The organism is Streptomyces sp. TG1A-8 (assembly GCF_030499535.1).
Lineage (GTDB): Bacteria > Actinomycetota > Actinomycetes > Streptomycetales > Streptomycetaceae > Streptomyces.
Window position 1 is genome coordinate 3,910,998 of the sequence record NZ_JASTLB010000001.1, and the last position, 20,488, is coordinate 3,931,485.

Genomic DNA, 20,488 nt, shown 5'->3' on the forward strand with positions numbered 1-20,488 from the left:
GAGCGGCCCCGTTTCAGCCAGTGCGCAACCCGTCGCTCGCTGAGCCGGCCGAGTCCGACCGAACCGCACCGCCCACAGCGGACCGCGGCACCTGGCGCACCGCCGACCGCCGACCGCCGGCCCCCGACCGCGAGAGCCGCACAAGTGGTGCGGGCGGTGCGGGTGGGAAGGAGGACCCGCCGAAGGCGAAGAGGAGGCAGGGGGCGTCCCCCACGGTGCCTCCTACGCCGGCCGGGACCGCAGTCCCTCCAGCAGGATCTCCAGCAGCCGGGCCGAAGCCGCGGCCCGCTGCTCCGCGTCCGGCAGCGACGGCGCCGCCGTGGCGATCACGAGCAGCACGTCCGACACCGAGACGTCCGCCCGCAGCTCCCCCGCCGCCCGAGCCCGCTCCACCAGCTGCCCGACGACCTCCAGCAGCGCGGCGACCCCCGGTTCCTCGGCCGCGCACGCCGCCGGCGAACGCTCCTCGGGCAGCAGCCTCAACTCCCCGGGACCCACCGGATACCGCTGCTGCGGCACCCGGACCCCCGCCGCGGAAGCCCCCGGGCCGCCGGACCCGCCGAAGCCACCGGGAGCAGCAAAGCCACCGGAAGCACCCGCATCACCGGAACCGGCGGAGCCACCCCGCACGCGCAGCACCTGCGGCGGCAGCAGCCGCCCCGCCCCCGACGCCACGGAGGTCCGCAGGAACCGCGACAGGGCCGACCACGGCTCCTCCTCCTGACCGAGTGCCGCCCGGGCCTGCTCGGTCAGCCGCGCGGTCTCCTCCTCGGCTATTCGCCGGACCAGCACGTCCTTGCTCGGGAAGCGCCGGTACACGGTGCCGACGCCGACCCGCGCCCGCCGCGCCACGTCCTCCATCGGAGCGCCGTACCCCAGCTCGCCGAAGACCTCCCGCGCGGCGCGCAGCACGTGCTCCAGGTTGCGCTGTGCGTCCACCCGCAGCGGCGTGGTGCGCCCCGCGTCCGTGTGCTTCGCGTCCGTCCGGACCAGGTCCGCCCGCCCGCTGCCCGCCGCCGCGCTCACCGCCGCGCCTCCGGGCGCGAGGGTGGCGGCGGATGACCAATGAGTGTCCTGAGCATGCATGTGTTCCCCCGGTTAATGACGTCTCCCCCGGAGACTCTCCCCGCCACTGATCGCGAGGTGCGCGGAACCGGCATCGGTCCACGACCCGGACCACCCGTCGCGGACCGGTTCGACCACATTCCCTACACCCCGTCGTCACACGAACATAGTTGAGAGAGGGTCAATTCAGAAGAGGCTGGTTCCGCACAAAGCGCCCCCCGATCGGAGCAGGGATCACCACTGTCCCGATCATCCCCCTCCGCTCCCCCTCGCCCGCCCCCGCTGACCTGCCCGCTTCCGCCCCGCCCCGACGGCGCGCCCGGTCCCGCGCGCGCCCGCCCGCCGGTCACACGAATTGCCGGGGCTGTGGACAAACAGCAGCGCCGGGTGCGTCATGGGATGGTGAAGGAACGTGCGCGCATTCTGGTCGTCGGCGGCGGCTACGTCGGGATGTACACGGCCCTGCGTCTCCAGCGGAGGCTGAAGCGGGAGCTCGGGCGGGGAGAGGCGGAGATCACCGTCGTCACTCCCGAGCCCTACATGACGTACCAGCCCTTCCTCCCCGAGGCGGCCGCCGGCTCGATCTCCCCGCGCCACGTCGTCGTACCGCTGCGCCGCGTCCTGGACCGGTGCCGGATCATCATCGGCGAGGTGACCTCCATCGACCACGCGGTGCGCACCGCGGCCGTCACCACGCTCGCCACCAAGGAGGAGGGCGGGGCCGCCGAGCTCCTCGGCTACGACGAGCTCGTCCTCGCCCCCGGCTCGGTCTCCCGCACCCTGCCCGTGCCCGGCCTCGCCGAGCACGGCATCGGCTTCAGGACCGTCGAGGAGGCCATCCGCCTGCGCAACCACGTCATCGAGCAGATGGACATCGCCTCCTCCACCCGGGACCCCTCGGTCCGCGACGCCGCCCTCACCTTCGTCTTCGTCGGCGGCGGCTACGCCGGCGTCGAGGCGCTCGGCGAACTGCAGGACATGGCCCGCTACGCCGCGCGCTACTACCACAACGTCCGCCCCGGGGACATGCGCTGGATCCTCGTGGAGGCCGCCGGCCGCATCCTCCCCGAGGTCGGCGAGGAGCTGGGCCGCTACACCGTCACCCAGCTGCGCCGCCGCAACGTCCAGGTCCTGCTGGACACCCGCCTGGAGTCCTGCGCCGACCGCGTCGCCGTCCTCAGCGACGGCCAGCGCTTCCCCACCCGTACGGTCGTGTGGACCGCCGGCGTCAAACCGCACCCGGTGCTCGCCGCCACCGACCTGCCCCGCACCGGACGGGGCCGCCTCAAGTGCACCGCCGAACTGACCGTCGACGGGGCCCCGCACGCGTGGGCCGCGGGCGACGCCGCCGCCGTCCCCGACGTCACCGCCGCCGAGCCCGGCACCGAGACCGCGCCCAACGCCCAGCACGCGGTCCGCCAGGCCAGGGTCCTCGGCGACAACATCGTGCACGCCCTGCGCGGCGAGCCGCTGGAGACGTACGCGCACAGGTACGTCGGCTCCGTCGCCTCCCTCGGCCTGCACAAGGGCGTCGCCCAGGTCTACGGACGCAAGCTGAAGGGCTACCCGGCCTGGTTCATGCACCGCGCCTACCACCTCAGCAGGGTGCCGACCTTCAACCGCAAGGCCCGCGTCCTCGCCGAGTGGACCCTGGCCGGGCTCTTCAAGCGGGAGATCGTCTCGCTCGGTTCGCTGGAGCACCCCCGGGCGGAGTTCGAACGCGCGGCCGGGGAGAAGCCCCCTCACAGTCCTTCGGACGACCCGAAGGGGTCGTCCTGACCGGACCCAGGAACTCCACGGCCCGCCCCGGCGTCTGACGGATACCGCCACGGACGGCCACCTGCCAGACTGCCCCCGTCCTTGGACGGGCACCTGCCCGCCCTCAGCACCCACGAGGCTTTCCCCACTGTGAACTTCACGCGCTGGAGCGCCCGGCTCCCCGGAACGCAGCGCCGCGCCGCAGCGCGGACCGAGCAGGCTGTCACCCCGGACCGGCGGGGGGAAGGCGCCGTGCCCGCGGCCCGCACCGAACGGCCGGCCGAGGGCACACCGCCCGTGCCCGCCGTGGACGAACTGCCCGCGCGCGACGTCCTGGACCGCGTGCCGGCCCTCGTCGCCCTGGTCCACGGCCCCGACCACCGCATCGCCTACGTCAACGGCGCCTACGAGGCCGCCTTCGGCGCCCGCCCCCCGGGCGCCGCCGCCCGCGACGGGCTGCCCGAACTGGCCGAACTGGGCCTGCTCCCGCTCCTGGACCAGGTGCTGCGCAGCGGCAGGCCCCGCACGCTGAAGTCCCGCAAGGCCGTCGACGGCCGCTCCTACACCTTCACCTGCACCCCCGTGGCCGACGGCGGCGCCCGCGACGGCGCGGTCCTCGTCTTCGCCACCGACGTCACCGACCACGCCGAGGCCGCCGGGCGCCTGCGCGCCAGCGAGCGCCGCCAGCGCGAGACCGCCGTCACCCTCCAGCGCTCCCTGCTCCCGCAGGAACTGGAGCAGCCCGACGACCTGCGCATCGCCGCCACCTATCACCCCGGCGGCACCGAGGCCGCGGTCGGCGGCGACTGGTACGACGTGATCACCCTCGGCGGCGGCCGGACGGCGCTCGTGATCGGCGACGTGATGGGCCGGGGCGTCCGCGCGGCGGCGGTCATGGGCCAGCTCCGCACGGCCGTCCGCGCCTACGCCCGCCTCGACCTGCCCCCGCACGAGGTGCTCCAGCTCCTCGACGGCCTCGCCACCGAGATCGACGCCAACCAGATCGCCACCTGCGTGTACGCCGTGCACGACCCGAACGAGGGCCGCCTGGTGTACGCCACCGCCGGCCACCTGCCCATCCTGGTCCGCGACGCGAACGGCACCGTCCTGCGCGCCGACGAACCCACCGGCCCGCCGCTCGGCACCGGCGGCTGGATCCACACCTCCGGCTCGATCGCGCTGGGCCCGGGCGCCACGGCGGTCCTCTACACGGACGGTCTGGTCGAGCGGCGCGACGAGGACCTGGACGAGGGCATCGCCTCCCTGGAGCGCGCCCTGGCCGGCGCGACCGGCAGCCCCCAGGTCGTCTGCGACCGCCTGGTCCGCTCGGCGGGGGTGACCGCCGACCACGACGACGACGTCGCCGTCCTCGTCCTCCAGCACCCCGCCCGTACGGGTCCCGAGGGGGACCTCTTCCGCAACGCGGTCCTGGAGCTCCTCGGCGGCGTGGAGGCGGCGCCCCGCGCGCGTGCGTTCGCCTCCGGTGTCCTGACGAGCTGGCGCTTCCCGGCCGAGCTGCACGACCTCGGTGTCCTGGCGACCAGCGAACTGGTCGCCAACTCGCTCCAGCACGGCATCCCGCCGATGCGCCTGCGCCTGCGCCGCACCGACCGCCGCCTGATCGTCGAGGTCACCGACGGCGACGACCGCCTGCCGCGCCGGCGCCGGGCGGAGCCCGCCGACGAGTCGGGCCGGGGCATCGCCATCGTCGCCACGATCGCCTCCCACTGGGGGTCCCGAAGAACCCCGGGCGGCGGGAAGGCGGTCTGGTGCGAGTTCCTGCTGCCGAAGGCATAGCCCCGAAGGGGCGCGGAACGCACCCCCGGACGCGCGGGACGGTCGCCCGCCCCGCCACTACGCCGCCACGGACTCCGCGGGCGCTCCGCCCCGGGCGACGACCCGGCCCCGCGCGGCGGCCCACGGCTGGTCCTGGGCGACGGTGAGCCGCCGTCCCAGCCGCAGCGCGAGCACCGTGATCCCCAGCGAGAACAGCAGGAAGGTCACGACGTACGGTCCGTGCAGCGAAGCCGCCAGCGGTCCGCCCACCGCCGGCCCGACAGCCAGGGCCAACTGCTTGACCAGCGCGAACGCCGAGTTGTACTGTCCGGCCATCCCCTCCGGCGACAGATCCGCGACCAGCGGGGCGAGGGTCGGCGACAGCATCGCCTCACCGAGCCCGAACAGCGCGTACGTCGACACGAACGCGGCCGTGGCCATCTCCTGGCCGCCGTGCCCGAGTCCCGCGTACCCCGCCGCGACCCACGCCAGGGCCCAGACGAGCCCCACACCGGCGATGACCCGCGAGCGCCGCCGCCGCTCGACGAACTTCAGCACGGCGAACTGCGCGACCACGATCATCAGGGTGTTCGCGGCCAGCGCCGTACCCAGCGCGGAGGTGGACATCCCCGCGGCCTCCACGCCGTACGCGCTCAGCCCCGACTCGAACTGCCCGTAGCAGGCGAAGAACAGCACGAAGCCCAGCACGCACAGCTGCACCATCGCCCGGTTCCCGAGCAGCTGCTTCCAGCTGCCCCGCGACGCGGCGACCGGCGCGTCCGGGATCCGCGGGGAGTGCGGCGTCCGCACCGTCGACAGCACCACGGCCAGCAGCAGGAACACCGCCGCCTCGATCGCGAAGAGGAGGGTGAAGGAGGACACCCGGGACGTGTCGACGAGGTGGCCGCCGATGAGGCCGCCCGTCCCGAGTCCCAGGTTCTGCAGGAAGAACTGCGTCGCGAACGCCCGCGACCGCGTCCCGGCCGTCGAGCAGTCCACGATCATCGTCGCCAGCGCCGGCTGCATCACGGCCTGTCCCGCCCCGAGCGCCGCCGCCGACAGCAGCACCGTGGCGGCGCTGCCCGCGAGCCCCAGGCTCAGGGCGCCCAGCGCGGCCAGGACCAGGGCGGCGAGCAGGACCGGCAGCGGGCCGCGCCGCACGATCGCCCGGCCGGCGAACGGCAGCACGACCAGCGCGGCCACGGCGAAGACCGCGAGCACGAGTCCCGCCGTCGTGGCCCCCAGACCCCGTACCTGCGCCACGTAGACGTACAGGTAGGGGACCGTGAAACCGAGCCCGAACGCGCTGAGTGCGTTGCCCACGTGGATCCGGCGCATCGCGCCGCCCGTCGCCCTGGTCACGTTCACCTCTCTCACTAGTTAGGAGTGAAGACTTCGAAGCTAAAGTTCGAATCTAAAGAGTACACAATCAAGGACTTCAGGGCAAAGGGGCTCCGTGCCATACTGCGCTCATGGCCGACACTCCCGGCGCCACAGAGCCGACGCTCGAAGAGCAGATCGCCGCCTACCAGCGCGAGTTCCAGGACCTCGATCCCCAGGTCGAGAAGATCGTGTCGGCCCTGTCCCGCCTGAACCGCCGGATGAACGTGGCCTACGGCCGCCAGACCGCCGCCCTCGGCATCAGCAACGCCGAGTGGGAGGTGCTCAAGGCCCTCGTCCTGTCCGGCGCCCCCTACCGCATGGGGCCCGGCGAGCTCGCCAAGCGGCTCGGCCTCACCCCGGCCGCGATGACCCACCGGATCGACCGCATGGTCGCCGAGGGACTGGTCACCCGGGAGCGCGACGAGTCCAACCGCGTACGGGTGATCGTCGAGCTGACTCCCGAGGGTCGCGAGAAGTGGCTCGAGGCGATGCGTCTGGCGACCGTCTTCGAGGAGGAGCTGCTCCAGGACCTCACTCCCGCGGAGCGGGCGGTCCTCGACGAGGTCCTGACCAGGCTCCTGCGCCGTGTGGAACACGCCCAGCCGGACGCCGGCGGCCGCCTCACCGACCTGGACTGAGCCGGCGCCGAAAAGATCTTGACACGGGGTACTTGACACACCCTGGAGCGATCCGTAGAGTTCTTCGGGTTGCCGCGGAGCCGTAACGGTTCTCCGGCAGCACCTCCGCCGCTACGAGCGGCACCTCACACCATCAGCACGATCACCCGGCGGGGTTGAATTCGGCATGCCGGAATTCAATTCGAATGGGGATCCGGTGGCCCGATTGGGAATCACCGGACGGATCCGCTAAGGTTTGAGACGTCGGAACGGCCCAACGGCCGCAAGGACAACGCCCGCTGACTGGGAGTCAGGTCCGAAAGGATCTGATAGAGTCGGAACCGCCGGAAAGGGAAACGCGAGAGCGGGAACCTGGAAAGCACCGAGGAAATCGGATCGGAAAAGGATCTGGTAGAGTCGGAGACGCAGGACCGAAGGGAAGCGCCCGGAGGAAAGCCCGTGAGGGTGAGTACGAAGGAAGCGTCCGTTCCTTGAGAACTCAACAGCGTGCCAAAAGTCAACGCCAGATATGTTGATACCCCGTCCGTCGGAGGTTGTTTTCCGATGGTCGAGGTTCCTTTGAAGTAGACACAGCGAGGACGCTGTGAACGGCTGGGCTTATTCCGCCCGGCTGTTCCGCTCTCGTGATGTGTGCACCGGATGTGCTGGTTTGCATGGTCCGGGGTGAGCATTCACGGAGAGTTTGATCCTGGCTCAGGACGAACGCTGGCGGCGTGCTTAACACATGCAAGTCGAACGATGAACCTCTTTCGGGAGGGGATTAGTGGCGAACGGGTGAGTAACACGTGGGCAATCTGCCCTGCACTCTGGGACAAGCCCTGGAAACGGGGTCTAATACCGGATATGAGGATCATGGGCATCTGTGGTTCTGGAAAGCTCCGGCGGTGCAGGATGGGCCCGCGGCCTATCAGCTTGTTGGTGAGGTAATGGCTCACCAAGGCGACGACGGGTAGCCGGCCTGAGAGGGCGACCGGCCACACTGGGACTGAGACACGGCCCAGACTCCTACGGGAGGCAGCAGTGGGGAATATTGCACAATGGGCGAAAGCCTGATGCAGCGACGCCGCGTGAGGGATGACGGCCTTCGGGTTGTAAACCTCTTTCAGCAGGGAAGAAGCGAAAGTGACGGTACCTGCAGAAGAAGCGCCGGCTAACTACGTGCCAGCAGCCGCGGTAATACGTAGGGCGCGAGCGTTGTCCGGAATTATTGGGCGTAAAGAGCTCGTAGGCGGCTTGTCGCGTCGGTTGTGAAAGCCCGGGGCTTAACCCCGGGTCTGCAGTCGATACGGGCAGGCTAGAGTTCGGTAGGGGAGATCGGAATTCCTGGTGTAGCGGTGAAATGCGCAGATATCAGGAGGAACACCGGTGGCGAAGGCGGATCTCTGGGCCGATACTGACGCTGAGGAGCGAAAGCGTGGGGAGCGAACAGGATTAGATACCCTGGTAGTCCACGCCGTAAACGGTGGGCACTAGGTGTGGGCAACATTCCACGTTGTCCGTGCCGCAGCTAACGCATTAAGTGCCCCGCCTGGGGAGTACGGCCGCAAGGCTAAAACTCAAAGGAATTGACGGGGGCCCGCACAAGCGGCGGAGCATGTGGCTTAATTCGACGCAACGCGAAGAACCTTACCAAGGCTTGACATACGCCGGAAAACCCTGGAGACAGGGTCCCCCTTGTGGTCGGTGTACAGGTGGTGCATGGCTGTCGTCAGCTCGTGTCGTGAGATGTTGGGTTAAGTCCCGCAACGAGCGCAACCCTTGTCCCGTGTTGCCAGCAGGCCCTTGTGGTGCTGGGGACTCACGGGAGACCGCCGGGGTCAACTCGGAGGAAGGTGGGGACGACGTCAAGTCATCATGCCCCTTATGTCTTGGGCTGCACACGTGCTACAATGGCCGGTACAAAGAGCTGCGATACCGTGAGGTGGAGCGAATCTCAAAAAGCCGGTCTCAGTTCGGATTGGGGTCTGCAACTCGACCCCATGAAGTCGGAGTCGCTAGTAATCGCAGATCAGCATTGCTGCGGTGAATACGTTCCCGGGCCTTGTACACACCGCCCGTCACGTCACGAAAGTCGGTAACACCCGAAGCCGGTGGCCCAACCCCTTGTGGGAGGGAGCTGTCGAAGGTGGGACTGGCGATTGGGACGAAGTCGTAACAAGGTAGCCGTACCGGAAGGTGCGGCTGGATCACCTCCTTTCTAAGGAGCACTTCTTACCGGGCCTGGCCCGGTCAGAGGCCGGTGCATCGGCGAGTGTCCGATGCCGGTTGCTCATGGGTGGAACGTTGACTATTCGGCAGGGTCCAGGATGGATCAGGCGCTAGTACTGCCCTTGGGGGTGTGGAACGCTGATCTGGTCGGCTGGTCGTGTCGGGCACGCTGTTGGGTGTCTGAGGGAATGGGTTTTTTTCCTCAGGTGCCGGCCCCAGTGCACTCGGACGGTGGTCCGGGGTGATGGGTGGCTGGTCGTTGTTTGAGAACTGCACAGTGGACGCGAGCATCTGTGGCCAAGTTTTTAAGGGCGCACGGTGGATGCCTTGGCACCAGGAACCGATGAAGGACGTGGGAGGCCACGATAGTCCCCGGGGAGTCGTCAACCAGGCTTTGATCCGGGGGTTTCCGAATGGGGAAACCCGGCAGTCGTCATGGGCTGTCACCCGCTGCTGAACACATAGGCAGTGTGGAGGGAACGCGGGGAAGTGAAACATCTCAGTACCCGCAGGAAGAGAAAACAACCGTGATTCCGGGAGTAGTGGCGAGCGAAACCGGATGAGGCTAAACCGTATACGTGTGAGACCCGGCAGGGGTTGCGTGTGCGGGGTTGTGGGATCTCTCTTTCACGGTCTGCCGGCCGTGGGACGAGTCAGAAACCGTTGATGTAGGCGAAGGACATGCGAAAGGTCCGGCGTAGAGGGTAAGACCCCCGTAGTCGAAACGTCAGCGGCTCGTTGGAGAGACACCCAAGTAGCACGGGGCCCGAGAAATCCCGTGTGAATCTGGCGGGACCACCCGCTAAGCCTAAATATTCCCTGGTGACCGATAGCGGATAGTACCGTGAGGGAATGGTGAAAAGTACCCCGGGAGGGGAGTGAAATAGTACCTGAAACCGTGTGCCTACAAGCCGTGGGAGCGTCGGAGTGGAGTTTTCTTCATTCTCGTGACTGCGTGCCTTTTGAAGAATGAGCCTGCGAGTTTGCGGTGTGTTGCGAGGTTAACCCGGGTGGGGAAGCCGTAGCGAAAGCGAGTCCGAAGAGGGCGTTTTAGTAGCACGCTCAAGACCCGAAGCGGAGTGATCTAGCCATGGGCAGGTTGAAGCGGAGGTAAGACTTCGTGGAGGACCGAACCCACCAGGGTTGAAAACCTGGGGGATGACCTGTGGTTAGGGGTGAAAGGCCAATCAAACTCCGTGATAGCTGGTTCTCCCCGAAATGCATTTAGGTGCAGCGTCGTGTGTTTCTTGCCGGAGGTAGAGCACTGGATAGGCGATGGGCCCTACCGGGTTACTGACCTTAGCCAAACTCCGAATGCCGGTAAGTGAGAGCGCGGCAGTGAGACTGTGGGGGATAAGCTCCATGGTCGAGAGGGAAACAGCCCAGAGCATCGACTAAGGCCCCTAAGCGTACGCTAAGTGGGAAAGGATGTGGAGTCGCACAGACAACCAGGAGGTTGGCTTAGAAGCAGCCACCCTTGAAAGAGTGCGTAATAGCTCACTGGTCTAGTGATTCCGCGCCGACAATGTAGCGGGGCTCAAGCGTACCGCCGAAGTCGTGTCATTGACATATATAGCCCCAACGGGTGTGTTGATGGGTAGGGGAGCGTCGTCTGCCGGGTGAAGCAGCACCGGAAGGTAGTTGTGGACGGTTGACGAGTGAGAATGCAGGCATGAGTAGCGATACAAACGTGAGAAACGTTTGCGCCGATTGACTAAGGGTTCCTGGGTCAAGCTGATCTGCCCAGGGTAAGTCGGGACCTAAGGCGAGGCCGACAGGCGTAGTCGATGGATAACCGGTTGATATTCCGGTACCCGCTGTGAAGCGTCAAACATCGAGCATCGTGATGCTAAGGCCGTGAAGCCGTTCCGGACCCTTCGGGGAATGGAAAGTGGTGGAGCCGCCGGACCAAGCGGTTAGTAGGTGAGTGATGGGGTGACGCAGGAAGGTAGTCCATCCCGGGCGGTGGTTGTCCCGGGGTAAGGGTGTAGCCCGAGTGGTAGGTAAATCCGCCGCTCATGCAGGGTGAGACCTGATGCCGAGCCGATTGTGGTGAAGTGGATGATCCTATGCTGTCGAGAAAAGCCTCTAGCGAGTTTCATGGCGGCCCGTACCCTAAACCGACTCAGGTGGTCAGGTAGAGAATACCGAGGCGTTCGGGTGAACTATGGTTAAGGAACTCGGCAAAATGCCCCCGTAACTTCGGGAGAAGGGGGGCCACGTCTGGTGAGAGCATGTGCTGCTTGAGCTGGGGGTGGCCGCAGAGACCAGCGAGAAGCGACTGTTTACTAAAAACACAGGTCCGTGCGAAGCCGTAAGGCGATGTATACGGACTGACGCCTGCCCGGTGCTGGAACGTTAAGGGGACCGGTTAGCTCCATTTCGGTGGGGCGAAGCTGAGAACTTAAGCGCCAGTAAACGGCGGTGGTAACTATAACCATCCTAAGGTAGCGAAATTCCTTGTCGGGTAAGTTCCGACCTGCACGAATGGCGTAACGACTTCTCGACTGTCTCAACCATAGGCCCGGTGAAATTGCACTACGAGTAAAGATGCTCGTTTCGCGCAGCAGGACGGAAAGACCCCGGGACCTTTACTACAGTTTGATATTGGTGTTCGGTTCGGCTTGTGTAGGATAGCTGGGAGACTGTGAAGCAGGCACGCCAGTGTGTGTGGAGTCGTCGTTGAAATACCAGTCTGGTCGTGCTGGATGTCTAACCTGGGTCCGTGATCCGGATCAGGGACAGTGTCTGATGGGTAGTTTAACTGGGGCGGTTGCCTCCTAAAGAGTAACGGAGGCGCCCAAAGGTTCCCTCAGCCTGGTTGGCAATCAGGTGTTGAGTGTAAGTGCACAAGGGAGCTTGACTGTGAGACCGACGGGTCGAGCAGGGACGAAAGTCGGGACTAGTGATCCGGCGGTGGCTTGTGGAAGCGCCGTCGCTCAACGGATAAAAGGTACCCCGGGGATAACAGGCTGATCTTCCCCAAGAGTCCATATCGACGGGATGGTTTGGCACCTCGATGTCGGCTCGTCGCATCCTGGGGCTGGAGTCGGTCCCAAGGGTTGGGCTGTTCGCCCATTAAAGCGGTACGCGAGCTGGGTTTAGAACGTCGTGAGACAGTTCGGTCCCTATCCGCTGTGCGCGTAGGAGTCTTGAGAAGGGCTGTCCCTAGTACGAGAGGACCGGGACGGACGAACCTCTGGTGTGCCAGTTGTCCTGCCAAGGGCATGGCTGGTTGGCTACGTTCGGGAGGGATAACCGCTGAAAGCATCTAAGCGGGAAGCCTGCTTCGAGATGAGGACTCCCACCCACTTGATGGGGTAAGGCTCCCAGTAGACGACTGGGTTGATAGGCCGGATCTGGAAGCACGGTAACGTGTGGAGGTGACCGGTACTAATAGGCCGAGGGCTTGTCCTCAGTTGCTCGCGTCCACTGTGTTGGTTCTGAAACCACGAACAGCCCCGTGTGCTCGCACATGGTGCGGCGTTCAGTTTCATAGTGTTTCGGTGGTCATAGCGTGAGGGAAACGCCCGGTTACATTCCGAACCCGGAAGCTAAGCCTCACAGCGCCGATGGTACTGCAGGGGGGACCCTGTGGGAGAGTAGGACACCGCCGAACAATCATTGAGAAAGAGCCCCAACTCCGGGTGGAAACCCGTTGAGTTGGGGCTTTTTCGCGTTCGCGTGCCAGCCGGCGCCGCCGGTCAGGGCCGCATCAGAAGGTGACGTCGGCCGTGCCGACGGTCCCGCACCGGCGGCCGGGTGCGCTGTGCCACCTCCAGTACAGGTTCGTGTGCGCGATCACCTGCTCCGGGGCGGGGGCACCGTACCGGGTGAGGTCCTCCGTCGTGTGGGCGTCGGCGACCAGGGTCGCGTCGTAGCCGCGGACGACGGCCCCGTGCAGGGTCGAACGGACGCACATGTCGGTCTGGGCGCCGGTGACGACGAGTCGGCCCACCTTCCGCTCGGCCAGCACGGCCTCCAGATCGGTGTCCTCGAAGGAGTCCCCGTAGTGCTTGGCGACGAGGGGTTCGGTGTCGCGGCGGACCAGCTCCGGGACGTACTGCCAGGGCCCGCTGCCGGACCTGAGCTCCTCGTCGGAGTGCTGCACCCAGACCACCGGCACGTCCGCGGCGCGGGCCCTGCCGAGGAGGGTGCCGATGTTCGCGATGACCTCGTCCCGGCGGTGGGCGCCGGCCACCACTCCGTTCTGGACGTCGATGATGAGCAGTGCGCTGCGGGGGCGGTCGGAAAGCGTGGTCACGCCGCCCACCGTAGGGCCCGCCACTGACAGGCGGTACCGGCACACCCCCGTATATGGGATGAGCCGGGTGACGGCGCGGGCTACGGTGCTGCCATGAGCACCGTGACCGCCGAGAACTACGTCATCCGCACCGTACGCCCCCACGAGTGGCCCGCCCTGCGGCGGTTGCGGCTCGACGCGCTGCGGGACCCCGTCGCGCCGATCGCCTTCGTGGAGGACTACGAGCAGGCCGCGGCCCGGCCGGACTCCTTCTGGCAGGAGCGGGCCGCGCGGTCCGGTGCGGAGGACGGCGGGGTCCGGCAGGTGATCGCCGAGGCACCGGACGGGACGTGGGCCGGCACGGTCACCGTGCTGATCGAGGAGCCCGGGACGACGGACTTCGCCGGGTTGCCGGTGGAGCGTCGGCAGGGGCACCTGGTCGGCGTGTTCGTCCGGCCGGAACACCGGGGGAGCGGTCTGGTCGAGGCGCTGTTCGAGGCCGGTACGGAGTGGGCCTGGCGGCGTGGCGTCGAGCGGGTGCGGCTGGTGGTGCACGAGGACAACGTGCGGGCGCGGGGGGCCTACCGCAAGGCCGGGTTCGTGCCGAGCGGGGTGGTCGTGTCGTTCTCCGAGGATGCGGAGGACAGGGAGCTGGAGTTGGTGCTGGCGCGGCCGTCCGGGCTAGACCGGTAGGTCCTGGTGGGGCCAGCGGGCCCTGGCCTGTTCGCGGGAGCGCAGGAGGGCCAGGGTCGGCAGGCCCCGATCGGTTCCGGCGGCGAGCAGGTCGGGGAGCTGGGGGAGTGGCGCCACGGCCGCGACGTCGTCCAGGACGAGGGTCAGTGGTGGGTCGAGCCGACCGGAGGATGACCGTTCGGCCATGCGCCGGCCGCGCTCGACCGCGCTGGAGACGAGGGCCGTCAGGAACGGCATCGCGCCGGGGTCCGTCCTGGGGTCCTCGATGGATTCGCCGACCACGTAAAGCGTGCCCCCTTCGTGCACGAAGGAATCCAGGGCGAGCGCATCGGTTCGGTCGGGCGTGCAGGCCTCGCGGACGTTGACCGTGAGCAGCGCGGACAGGGCGCGGGTCGTCAGTTCCTGGGCCACGTCACGGCGTTGGGGGTGCGCGGTGAGCGCGGCCTCCAGCTCGCCGGCGGCGCCGGGGGCCGCCTTGGGGTGGGTGCGCAGGGTGCGTACGGCGTCCTGGACCTGGGTGCCCTGGGCCCAGCGGTGGACGTGGCGGACGGTGCGGTTCTCCAGGGCGGCGGCGTGGAGGTAGCTGCGCAGGAGGGTGGTCGCCGTGTCGGTCACCGCCTGGTCGATCCTGGCGGTGGGCCGTACGGGGCCGAGGAGCGCCGTCGCCCTGGCCAGCGCGGTGGGTTTGTCCTCGCAGCCGCTGGTGGGGGACCAGTGCAGGCGGGCGGGGGTGTCGCAGCGGTGGGTGGGGTCGTAGAGGAGGGTGGGGCCCAGCTTGGCCCTGGCGTCCTTGGTCCGCGCCCACAGGGCCGGGTCCGAGGTGACGACGAGGAGGGGGCCGGGGGCGTCCTGGACGGCCTGGGCGGCGGTGGCGTGGCGGACGGCGGGGGGCGCGCAGAGGACCGTGCCCTCGGCGCGGGGGGTCTCCAGCCCGGCCGCCGGTCCGCCGTCGGCCGGGCGGGCGTCCGGGGGAGCCGGCGCGGCCGTGCCCAGCAGGATCTGCGCCCCCCGTGGTGCAGGGTCCGTCTCCGTCGCGTGCGCCGGGAGCGGTGGTGCGACGGGGGCCGGTGCCGCTTCGGCGCGCGGTGCGGGGACCTCGTACCGCTGCTCGGGCGCCGCGGCGGCCGGTGTCCGCGCGCGCCCCCGCGCCTCCTCCCGTTCGAACGCCCGCCGGGCCTTGCCGGCGCGCCAGCGGGCGATCGTGCTCATGACGAACACGGTGACGACGAGCAGGATCATCAGCTGGCCGATGAACAGGCCCCAGAACAGGCCCCAGCCGGGAAGCCGGGGGGCGGGGGCGCCGGGCCAGGCGCCGGGGAGGTCGTGGGGGTGGCCGATGAGGTGGCGCATGGCCAGGGGGGTGCGGGTGAAGGTGACGCCGGTGGGCCAGGCGCCGTGGGAGAACAGCGCCGCCAGGCCGGCGGACGTCCACACCAGCAGGGTGATGCCGAGGAGGAAGGCGAGCGTGCCGATCAGCAGGCCGTCCGGGATGCCGCCCTGGCCCTCGTGCCGGGTCCCCCGGCGGTCGCGGTCGTCCGGTCTCACGCTTCCCCCTACGCCACCGTCGATTCGGAGTCGCCCAGGTGCTGTTCCACGAAGGCCGCCGCGCGCCGTTCGGCCTCCAGTTCGGCGGCGCGCAGGGCGTCGTCCGCGGCCAGGTCGCTGGAGGACTCGGTCATCGCGCGGTCGGTGAAGACCAGTGGGCGTTCGGTCTCCGTGATCAGGTGCTTGACCACCTGGACGTTGCCGTTGACGTCCCAGACGGCGATGCCCGGGGTGAGGGAGGGGATGATCTCCACCGCCCAGCGGGGCAGGCCCAGGACCCGGCCCGTGGCTCGCGCCTCGTCCGCCTTCTGGGCGTAGACCGTCCGGGTCGAGGCCATCTTCAGGATGGCCGCGGCCTCCTTCGCCGCCGCTCCGTCCACCACGTCGGACAGGTGGTGGACGACCGCCACGAAGGACAGGCCCAGGCGGCGGCCGAACTTCAGCAGCCGCTGGAACAGCTGGGCCACGAACGGGCTGTTGATGATGTGCCAGGCCTCCTCGACCAGGAAGATGCGCTTCTTGCGGTCGGGGCGGATCCAGGTGTGCTCCAGCCACACGCCGACGATCGCCATGAGGATGGGCATGGCGATGGAGTTGCGGTCGATGTGGGACAGGTCGAAGACGATCAGCGGGGCGTCGAGGTCGATGCCGACCGTGGTCGGGCCGTCGAACATGCCGCGCAGGTCACCGTCGACCAGCCGGTCCAGCACCAGGGCGACGTCCAGGCCCCACGCCCGTACGTCGTCTATGGCGACGTTCATCGCCTCGGCGGACTCCGGTTCGGGGTGCCGCAGCTGCTCGACGATGTCGGTCAGGACCGGCTGGCGGTCGACGATGGTCTCGTTGACGTAGGAGTGGGCGACCTTGAGCGCGAAGCCGGAGCGTTCGTCCAGGCCGTGGCCCATCGCGACCTCGATGATCGTCCGCAGCAGCGCGAGCTGGCCGGTGGTCGTGATCGCCGGGTCGAGCGGGTTGAGCCGGATACCCATGTCCAGGGCGGCCGTCGGATCCAGCCGGATGGGCGTTATCCCCAGCTCCTCGGCGATCAGGTTCCACTCGCCGACGCCGTCCTCGCCCTGCGCGTCCAGGACGACGACCTGGCGGTCCTTGAAGCGCAGCTGGCGCAGGACGTAGGTCTTCTCCAGCGCGGACTTGCCGTTGCCGGACTCGCCGAGGACGAGCCAGTGGGGGGCGGGGAGCTGCTGGCCGTACAGCTGGAACGGGTCGTAGATGTAGCCCTTGCCGGAGTAGACCTCGCGGCCGATGATCACGCCGGAGTCGCCGAGGCCGGGCGCGGCGGTCGGCAGGTAGACCGCCTGGGCCTGGCCGGTGGAGGTGCGCACGGGCAGCCGGGTCGTCTCGACCTTCCCGAACAGGAAGGACGTGAAGGCCTCGGTGAGGACGGACAGAGGGTCCCGCATGGAAAGCAGCCCTACCTTCGGATGCCGGTGGCGAACGGGAGGGTGTTCACGAAGGCGCGGTGGTGCTCGCGGTCGCACCACTCCAGTTTCAGGTACGACTTGCCGGCGGAGGCCCTTATCGTCCGCTTGTCGCGGTTGAGGGCCTCCGGGGAGCGGGCGGAGACGGTGATGTAGCCGACCAGGTTGACTCCGGCGGCGCCGCTGGCGAGGTCCTCGCCGCGCTGGTCGAGGCGGTTGTGGGCGGCGATGTCGCGCGGGTCGACGGTGCGGTTCATCTTGGCGGCGCGGGAGGCCTCGGCCTCGTCGTTGGTCTTCTCGGTCAGCATGCGTTCGATGGCGACCTCGGTGGGTTCGAGGTCCATCGTGACGGCGACCGTCCGGATGACGTCCGGGGTGTGGACGAGGAGGGGGGCGAGGAAGTTGACGCCGACGGGGGTCATCGGCCACTCCTTCACCCAGGCCGTGGCGTGGCACCAGGGGGCGCGGGTGGTGGACTCGCGGGTCTTGGCCTGCAGGTAGGTGGGCTCCATGGCGTCCAGCTCGGCCGGCCAGGCGTTGCGCCTCGTCATCGCCTGGATGTGGTCGATCGGGTGGTCCGGGTCGTACATGGAGTGGATGAGGGAGGCGAGCCTGCTCTGCCCGAGCGGCTGGCGGACGCGGATGTCGGCCTCCTGCAGGCGCGAGCAGATGTCGGTCAGCTCGCGGGCCATGACGATGGCGAGCCCGGCGTCCCGGTCGAGCTTGCGCCCGGCCTGCGGGCGGGCGGCGCGGGCCATGGCGTGCGCCTCGGCGGCCAGTTCGCGGTTGTAGTGCATGCAGGCGACGAGGTAGGCGCGGTGCTGCTCGCTGCTGGTGGACACCATGGACTGGAGCTGGTCGTAGGACTGCTGCAGCCAGTCGGGGGCGCGGTGGTCGCCGCGCACGGAGACGTCCTTGGCGTGTGCGTCCGGGTCGGCGGGCAGGGTGCGGGCGAGCATCTGCAGGCGGGTGACGAAGCCGTCGCCGTTGGCCACGTGCTTGAGCAGGGTGCCGAAGCGGTCGACGAGGGCTTCCTGGTCCTCGGAGTCGCGCAGGCCGACGCCCGGGCCCTCGATCTCGATGCAGGCGGTGACGGTCTTGCGGTCGGCGTGCAGCAGCACGGCGATCTCGTCGGGCCCGAAGGGGGCGGCGAGCCAGGTGATCCGGCCGATGCCCGGCGGCGGGCCGATCTCGACCTCGCGCCCGTCCAGCCGGGTGCCCGCCTCCATGACGGGGGACCGGTAGACGGCGCTGCGCTTGACGGTCCGCTTGTAGGAGCGGTTGATCTCGAACCACTTGTAGAACGTGCGGCGCTTGTAGGGCACGTAGACCGCGGCGAGCGCGAGCAGCGGGAAGCCCGTGAGCAGCACGATGCGCAGGGACAGCACCGGGACGAGGAGGCCGCACATCATGCCGAGGAAGGCGCCGGCGACGATCAGCGCGATCTCGCCGGATTCGCGGTTGCGGCCGATGATCGCGTTCGGCCGGGCACGGCCGATGAGATACGTACGGCGGGGCGTGACCGGATGGGACATGTGGGACTCGGTCGTCAACGCCCATCACCTCCCGAGCGGTTGCTGGTGTTGCGGGTGTTACTGGCGTGCGGGGTGCTGGCCGGGCTGGGGGAGCGGGGCGCGGGCGCCGTGGCGGGCACGGCCGCGCCCCCGCTCCCGCCCGGGGCCCGGCTGCTGTGGGCGGCGACTCCGCCGGAGACGGGGTTGGCCGGGCGGGGACCGCTGCTCTGGGCCGCGCCGCCCGCGTTGTTGTCGGCGCGGGAGCTGTGGGTCTTGATGCCCTGGGCGACCATCGTGGCCGGGGAGCTGATGACGGCCGCGGCCTTGCCCTCGGCGCCCTGCATGATGCGGTTGTTGCGGGAGCCGGCGATCTCGTCGCCGAAGCCGGGGACGAAGCGGTAGATCATCGCGCTGGCGAAGATGGCGAGCAGGATGATGGCGAGGCCGGAGACGACGGCGGAGAAGGCGTCGGGGCCGCTGTCGCCGGAGAGGGCGCCGGCGAGCCCGAGCACGATGACGATGACCGGCTTGACGAGGATGACGGCGATCATGATTCCGGCCCAGCGGCGGACGTGGCCCCACAGGTTCTTGTCGACCAGGCCGGCGTAGACGACGGTGCCGAGGAGGGCGCCGACGTAGAGCAGGGCGGCGCGGATGACCAGCTCCAGCCAGAGGACACCGGCGGCGAGGATGCTGACCAGCGAGACGACGATCAGCATGATGGGGCCGCCGCCGATGTCGTTGCCCTTGCCGATCGCGCTGGAGAAGGTGCCGAAGAAGGTGTCGGTCTGGTCGCCGGTGGCCTTGGCGAGGACCTCGGTGACGCCGTCCGTGGCCGATACGACGGTGTACAGGATCAGCGGGGTGAAGGCGGAGGCCAGCACCGTCAGCCACAGGAAGCCGACGGCTTCCGAGATGGCGGTGGTGAGGGGCACGCCGCGCACGGCGCGCTTGGCCACGGCCAGCAGCCACAGCAGCAGGGTGAGGATCGTGGAGGCCGCGAAGACGACGGCGTACTGCTGGAGGAACTTGGTGTTCGTGAAGTCGACGTTGGCGGTCTCCTTCACGGCGTCACTGAGCTTCCCGATGGTCCAGGCGGCGGCGTCGGCGCAGCCCTTGGCCAGGGAGGAGAGGGGGTCGAGCGAGTCGGTGAGGGGGTTTGTGGTGCCGGTCCTGAGGCCGTTCCTGGAGCCGCCGGTGTCCTTCTCGCAGAACTGCTTGGCGGGGCCGACGATGAGGTCGCACTTGTTCGACGACGGGGATGGCTTGGGCGCGGCGACTGCTTGGGCGGCCAGCAGAAGGACAGCGCCCTGCACGGCACTGAGGGCGGCGGCGACCTTGAGTACGCGACGCTGGCTACCGGGCATAAGTGAAGCCTCCGTACTCCTCGACGGCCTTGGCCATCTGGTCGGCGCTGGATGCCTTGTCGTCACCGGGGACGGGTGCTGGGCCGTCTTTCTGGGAGAAGCTGTAGACCTTCCAGTCACCATCCGACCAGCGCAGCTGGAAGGCCATTGTGAACCAGTCGCTGGTGACGGGATTGGTCGAATCGTCACCAGCGGTCCCGAATACGCCGGTGCACCAGACTTCGACCGTGGCTGCGGAGCCCGTGTAATCCGTGAGCTTGGTGCCGAGTGGCGCGGTGCGCGAGACGTACGTGTGCCCGGCGGGCGCGTTGCCTTCCTCGTCCAGGCCGATGCTGTTGAGGAACTGCTTGTTGTAGGCCTTGTCGAACTTGTCCGCGAGGGCTGCCTGCTGATCGGCGATGAATACCTGTCTGACGACTTCTCCTCGCCACACCGGCTTGAGAATGTCGGCCGAGACCAGCACCACGGCATAGTTCGCCGCCGCGCTCTGTGCCCCCTGCCCACTGTGCGCGAACCCCGAAGCGATACCCCCGCTCTTCGACTCCACCGGCCTCGTCCCGCTCGCCGCCGTCGACGAAGTCTCCGGTCGGTTCGCGTTCTTGGCCGGTGAGTCGCTGGTGGCGGAGCCGTCCCCCCGGTTCGCGAAGGCGATCGCGGCGATGAGGAGGACGACCACGCCGACGACCGTGATCAGGCTCCGGGAGGAGGAGCGGCCGGCCCGGCGCGGTGCGCCCCCGTAGGGGTCGCCGCCGGGCAGTCGGGTCCGGGTCTGGCCGGTGTCGCCGTAACCCTGTTCGTCTCCGGGACTCATGCCGTGTACGTCCCCTCCGCCTCGTAGGCATACGACGGTAGCCGTGCT

12 protein-coding genes and 3 rRNA genes are annotated in these 20,488 nt (G+C 68.5%); 7 read left to right on the top strand and 8 right to left on the bottom strand.

Annotated elements, in window-relative coordinates; genetic code table 11:
* Positions 1-222: 222 nt before the first annotated feature.
* A complete protein-coding gene (locus tag QQY24_RS17045) occupies positions 223-1,086 on the bottom strand; it encodes a TetR/AcrR family transcriptional regulator (RefSeq protein ID WP_301973547.1) in 864 nt (287 codons plus the stop codon).
* Between the two features lie 378 nt (positions 1,087-1,464).
* On the opposite strand from QQY24_RS17045, the gene QQY24_RS17050 reads away from it, so the two are divergent.
* Positions 1,465-2,844, top strand: coding sequence for an NAD(P)/FAD-dependent oxidoreductase (locus tag QQY24_RS17050; protein WP_301973548.1), 1,380 nt, complete (start codon positions 1,465-1,467; stop codon positions 2,842-2,844).
* Between the two features lie 129 nt (positions 2,845-2,973).
* The gene (locus tag QQY24_RS17055) at positions 2,974-4,620 is read left to right on the top strand and encodes a SpoIIE family protein phosphatase (protein WP_301976270.1); all 1,647 of its coding nucleotides are present in this window, start codon (positions 2,974-2,976) and stop codon (positions 4,618-4,620) included.
* 57 nt (positions 4,621-4,677) lie between these two features.
* On the opposite strand, the gene QQY24_RS17060 is transcribed toward QQY24_RS17055, so the two are convergent.
* The gene (locus QQY24_RS17060) at positions 4,678-5,937 is read right to left on the bottom strand and encodes an MFS transporter (RefSeq protein ID WP_301976271.1); all 1,260 of its coding nucleotides are present in this window, start codon (positions 5,935-5,937) and stop codon (positions 4,678-4,680) included.
* A 134-nt stretch (positions 5,938-6,071) separates the two neighbouring features.
* Here QQY24_RS17060 and QQY24_RS17065 point away from each other — a divergent pair, with 134 nt between their 5' ends.
* The 4 genes from QQY24_RS17065 (at position 6,072) to rrf (ending at position 12,447) form a co-directional block, all read left to right on the top strand.
* Positions 6,072-6,620, top strand: coding sequence for a MarR family winged helix-turn-helix transcriptional regulator (locus QQY24_RS17065; RefSeq protein WP_301973549.1), 549 nt, complete (start codon positions 6,072-6,074; stop codon positions 6,618-6,620).
* A gap of 670 nt (positions 6,621-7,290) precedes the next feature.
* Positions 7,291-8,817 (top strand): 16S ribosomal RNA (locus tag QQY24_RS17070).
* A 306-nt stretch (positions 8,818-9,123) separates the two neighbouring features.
* Positions 9,124-12,245, top strand: a 23S ribosomal RNA gene (locus QQY24_RS17075).
* Positions 12,246-12,330: 85 nt separating this feature from the next.
* Positions 12,331-12,447: ribosomal RNA gene (gene rrf / locus QQY24_RS17080) — 5S ribosomal RNA — on the top strand.
* Together the 16S, 23S and 5S rRNA genes form the textbook arrangement of a ribosomal RNA operon.
* 96 nt (positions 12,448-12,543) lie before the next feature.
* On the opposite strand, the gene QQY24_RS17085 is transcribed toward rrf, so the two are convergent.
* Positions 12,544-13,092 (bottom strand): cysteine hydrolase family protein, encoded by a 549-nt coding sequence (locus QQY24_RS17085; protein WP_301973550.1) that lies wholly within the window; start codon positions 13,090-13,092, stop codon positions 12,544-12,546.
* 93 nt (positions 13,093-13,185) lie between these two features.
* On the opposite strand from QQY24_RS17085, the gene QQY24_RS17090 reads away from it, so the two are divergent.
* Entirely contained in the window at positions 13,186-13,764 is a 579-nt protein-coding gene (locus QQY24_RS17090) for an N-acetyltransferase (RefSeq protein ID WP_301973551.1), read from the top strand.
* Here the strand turns inward: QQY24_RS17090 and QQY24_RS17095 are convergent.
* From QQY24_RS17095 to QQY24_RS17115, 5 genes are read right to left on the bottom strand one after another with little or no spacing between them, the layout of a single operon-like run.
* On the bottom strand, positions 13,753-15,309 hold the full coding sequence (locus QQY24_RS17095) for a type IV secretory system conjugative DNA transfer family protein (RefSeq protein ID WP_301973552.1): 1,557 nt from the start codon (positions 15,307-15,309) through the stop codon (positions 13,753-13,755). The genes QQY24_RS17090 and QQY24_RS17095 overlap by 12 nt on opposite strands.
* Before the next feature lie 8 nt (positions 15,310-15,317).
* On the bottom strand, positions 15,318-16,730 hold the full coding sequence (locus QQY24_RS17100) for an ATP-binding protein (RefSeq protein ID WP_301973553.1): 1,413 nt from the start codon (positions 16,728-16,730) through the stop codon (positions 15,318-15,320).
* An 11-nt stretch (positions 16,731-16,741) separates the two neighbouring features.
* A complete protein-coding gene (locus QQY24_RS17105) occupies positions 16,742-18,301 on the bottom strand; it encodes an SCO6880 family protein (RefSeq protein WP_301973554.1) in 1,560 nt (519 codons plus the stop codon).
* On the bottom strand, positions 18,298-19,629 hold the full coding sequence (locus tag QQY24_RS17110; protein WP_301973555.1) for a hypothetical protein: 1,332 nt from the start codon (positions 19,627-19,629) through the stop codon (positions 18,298-18,300). The genes QQY24_RS17105 and QQY24_RS17110 overlap by 4 nt, the downstream gene beginning before the upstream one ends.
* A complete protein-coding gene (locus QQY24_RS17115; protein ID WP_301973556.1) occupies positions 19,619-20,440 on the bottom strand; it encodes a hypothetical protein in 822 nt (273 codons plus the stop codon). Before QQY24_RS17115 ends, QQY24_RS17110 begins: the two co-directional genes overlap by 11 nt.
* Positions 20,441-20,488 lie beyond the last annotated feature (48 nt).